The sequence below is a fragment of the uncultured Gemmiger sp. genome, from assembly GCA_944388105.1.
In the GTDB taxonomy this organism is placed as follows: domain Bacteria; phylum Bacillota; class Clostridia; order Oscillospirales; family Ruminococcaceae; genus Gemmiger.
This window is the reverse complement of the sequence record CALXHN010000140.1, coordinates 1-3,827: the sequence shown is the minus strand read 5'-3', so window position 1 is coordinate 3,827 and position 3,827 is coordinate 1. Positions and strand designations below refer to the sequence as shown.

4 protein-coding genes and 1 tRNA gene are annotated in these 3,827 nt (G+C 57.9%); all 5 read left to right on the top strand.

Annotation, left to right across the window (positions count from 1 at the left end):
* Nucleotides 1-1,365, top strand: a 1,365-nt coding sequence (gene lon / locus Q0K17_RS10705) for an endopeptidase La (protein ID WP_294542899.1), incomplete at its 5' end; no start/stop codon positions are given.
* Nucleotides 1,366-1,378: 13 nt separating this feature from the next.
* A complete protein-coding gene (yihA, locus tag Q0K17_RS10700; protein ID WP_294542898.1) occupies nt 1,379-1,969 on the top strand; it encodes a ribosome biogenesis GTP-binding protein YihA/YsxC in 591 nt (196 codons plus the stop codon).
* The gene (locus Q0K17_RS10695) at nt 1,969-2,727 is read left to right on the top strand and encodes a methyltransferase domain-containing protein (RefSeq protein ID WP_294542896.1); all 759 of its coding nucleotides are present in this window, start codon (nt 1,969-1,971) and stop codon (nt 2,725-2,727) included. Before yihA ends, Q0K17_RS10695 begins: the two co-directional genes overlap by 1 nt.
* 3 nt (nt 2,728-2,730) lie before the next feature.
* A complete protein-coding gene (gene hslO / locus Q0K17_RS10690; protein ID WP_294542895.1) occupies nt 2,731-3,630 on the top strand; it encodes an Hsp33 family molecular chaperone HslO in 900 nt (299 codons plus the stop codon).
* Nucleotides 3,631-3,754: 124 nt separating this feature from the next.
* Nucleotides 3,755-3,827, top strand: a tRNA-Gly gene (locus Q0K17_RS10685).

Below are 3,827 nucleotides of genomic sequence, written 5' to 3'. Positions count from 1 at the left end.
TGCCTGGTAGGCCCTCCGGGCGTGGGCAAGACTTCTATCGCCCGGTCCATTGCCGCCTGTATGAACCGCCAGTTTGCACGTATGAGTTTGGGCGGCGTGCATGATGAAGCGGAGATCCGCGGCCATCGCCGTACATATATCGGCGCTATGCCGGGCCGCATCATCAACGCTATGATCAGCGCAAAGTCCTCCAACCCGGTCATCCTGCTGGATGAAATCGACAAGCTGGCAGGGGACTACCGGGGCGACCCGGCCAGCGCCCTGCTGGAAGTGCTGGACCCGGAACAGAACCGAACCTTCAAGGATAACTTCCTGGATATCCCCTTTGATCTGAGCGATGTGCTGTTCATCACCACGGCCAACGACGCTTCCACCATTCCGGGGCCGCTGCTGGACCGTATGGATGTGATCGAACTGCCCAGCTATACCCGCGTTGAAAAATTCAACATTGCCAAGCGGCATCTGCTGCCCAAGCAGCTGAAAAACAACGGTCTGACTGGTCGGGTGAGTCTGACCGCCGGAGCGCTCAATGCCATTATTGACAGTTATACCCGGGAGGCTGGCGTCCGCAGCCTGGAACGCACCATCACGGCTGTGCTGCGCAAGTGCGCCTTGAAGATTGCCTCCGGGGAAGTGGACCACATGAGCGTCACCGCGCCTATGCTGAAGAATCTGCTGGGCCCCGAAAAGGTCAAGCCCACCTTCATTTCCCGCAGCGATGCCGTGGGCATTGCCAACGGTTTGGCCTGGACCAGCGTGGGCGGTGAGATGCTGCCGGTGGAAGTCAGTGTCATCCCCAACGGCAACGGCAAGATCGAGCTGACCGGCAGCCTGGGTGACGTGATGAAGGAGAGCGCCCATCTGGCTGTCACCTATGCCCGCGTCCATGCCCAGCAGTACGACATTGCGGCCGATGCTTTCAAGAACATTGACCTGCATATCCATGCTCCCGAAGGGGCCGTGCCCAAGGACGGCCCTTCCGCCGGCGTTACCCTGACCACAGCTCTGATTTCGGCTTTGTCCGGATTGCCGGTGCGCCATGATCTGGCCATGACCGGCGAGATCACCCTGCATGGCAGCGTGCTACCCATCGGCGGCCTGAAGGAAAAGAGCATGGCTGCTTACCGGGAAGGCATCCACACCGTGCTGATTCCCAAAGACAACGAGTCCGACCTGTACGAGGTGGATGAGGAAGTGAAAAAGGCCATTCGGTTCGTACCGGTCAGCGACCTTTCCCAGGTGCTGAAGGAGGCCTTGATCCGTCCTGCGGTGGCTACACCCCGGGCGTCTGTCACTGTCCCGCCGGCCACCCAGCTTATTGCCACGGACGCTTCGGCGGCGAAAGAACCCGCCACTGTCATGTAAAGGAGCGTGAGGCATGAACTATAATCGCAGCGAATTTCAGGCTTCCTACGGCATTTCCAGCCAGTTGCCCGCCGCTGACCGTCCGGAATTTGCCTTTTCCGGCCGGTCCAATGTGGGCAAGTCCAGTCTGATCAACAAACTGTGCAACCGCAAGAATCTTGCCCGTGTCAGTGCTACACCGGGCAAGACGGCTACTATCAACTTTTACCGGGTGGACACGGCTTATTTTGTGGACTTGCCCGGATATGGGTTTGCCAAGGTCTCCAATGCCGAGCGCGCCCGCTGGGACGAGCTGATCAACGGCTACTTTGAGGCAGGCCGCCCGTTGAAACTGTTGGTCCAGTTGTTGGACTGCCGCCATGACCCCAGCGCAGATGACCGCCAGATGCTGGAATATCTGCGCTATCACCGGATCCCCTTTGTGGTAGTACTGACCAAGGCGGATAAGCTGAAAAAGTCGGAAGTGGCGCCTTGTCTGGCCCGGTTTGAGGAAATCTGTGCCGAATATGGCTGCCGCCGCGTCTTTCTTACCAGTGCCGAGAAGGGCACCGGCGTGGAAGAGGTGCGGGCCTGCCTGGATGCGCAGCTGGAGGCCGGGGACTGATGGCGTACAACGAATTTGCCTATTTTTATGATGAACTGAATGAGGCGGCGGACTACGACGCCTTGTATCAGTATGTTGTTTCGGAGCTGGCAGACCACGGTGTGACCGATGGGCTGCTGGCGGATCTGGGATGCGGCACCGGGGAACTGACCCTGATGCTGTCCCAGGCAGGGTACGATGTGATCGGCATTGACCGCTCGGAGGAGATGCTCAGCGTCCTGCGGGAAAAGGCGGACGAACTGGATATGACCGGCAAGGTCCTGCTCTTGCAGCAGGACCTTCTGCAGCTGGACCTGTACGGGACCATCCGGGCGGCGGTATCCACCTTTGACACCTACAACCATATCGGCCCCTTGGAAAATTTTGAAAAAGCGATTGCGAACGCGGCGTTCTTTATGGAAAAGGACGGCGTGTTCGTCTTTGACCTGAATACGCCCTACAAGCACGCCAAGGTGCTGGGCGGACAGACTTTTGATCTGGATGCCGAGGATGCCGTCTGCCACTGGACAAACCAGTATGACGAGTCCAGCGGCCGGGTGGATATTCACATTGAGATCCGGGAAAAAGAAACAGGGGATACCTGGACGGAGGACTTCTCCGAATACAGCTACCCTCTTCCTGCCGTACAAGCCTTGCTGGATAAGTACGGGTTTACGGTGACCCGGGTATCGGATGGGGAGGATTTCGGCCCCGTGCGCCCGGACAGCCAGCGCTGGATCATTACGGCTGTCAAACGCTATACACAAGAGGAGAAGTAAACCATGGCTCAAGACAATCTGCTGCGCGGTATTTCGGAAAACGGCGGCATTGTATTTTATGGGGTGGATTCCACCGATATCGTTCGTGAGATGGAGCGGATGCACAAGACCAGCGCCGTAACCACGGCGGCTTTGGGCCGCCTGCTGACGGCGGCCGCCATGATGGGGGCTATGCTCAAGAGCAGCAAGGACTCCCTGACCTTGCAGATCAAGGGAGGCGGCCCTGCAGGCCGTATAATGGCTGTTGCCGATGGGGAGGGTCATGTAAAGGGATACGTGCAGAACCCCGTTGTGGAGCTTCCTCCGCGGGCTGACGGCCATCTGGACGTGGGCGGCGCTGTGGGACACGACGGCACTCTGGACGTAATCCGGGATATGGGGCTGCGGGAACCCTATATCGGGCAGGTGCCCCTGGTCTCTGGAGAGGTCGCCGAGGATGTGACCCGCTATTTTGCCGTCAGTGAGCAGACGCCTACCGTCTGTGCCCTTGGCGTACTGGTCAACGAAGATCTGAGCGTGCGCTGTGCCGGCGGCTTTATCGTGCAGCTGCTGCCCGGTGCCCTGGACAGTGAGATCGACCAGCTGGAAAAGAACATTGCCGCTATGCCCAGTGTTACCTCCATGATGGAGCAGGGGAAGACGGTGCGGGACATGCTGGACATGGCCCTGGCTACCTTTGACCCGGAGGTGCTGGATACCAGTTCCGTTGTTTACCATTGTGACTGCAGCGAGGAACGGGTGCATCGCATGCTGAAAAGTCTCGGCAGAAGTGAAGTGGAAAAATTGCGGGACGAAGACCCCCTGGCGGAAGTTCACTGCCAGTTTTGCGACAAAACGTACCGCGTTGACCTGAATGATTTGCTGAAAAATTGGCCTGTCAGCGCGGAAAATAAAAAAGTTTAATTTTTTTCAAAAAATGGAGAGAAAATGCTTGACAAATCGGGGCTGATGCAGTAAAATAACATTCGTCGCCCGGAGAGAGCACGACAAGCTGAAAGAAAGCGAAGCAAGCTAAACTCTCCAATATGCGGCCGTAGCTCATCTGGTAGAGCGCCACCTTGCCAAGGTGGAGGTAGCGAGTTCGAGCCTCGTCGGCCGCT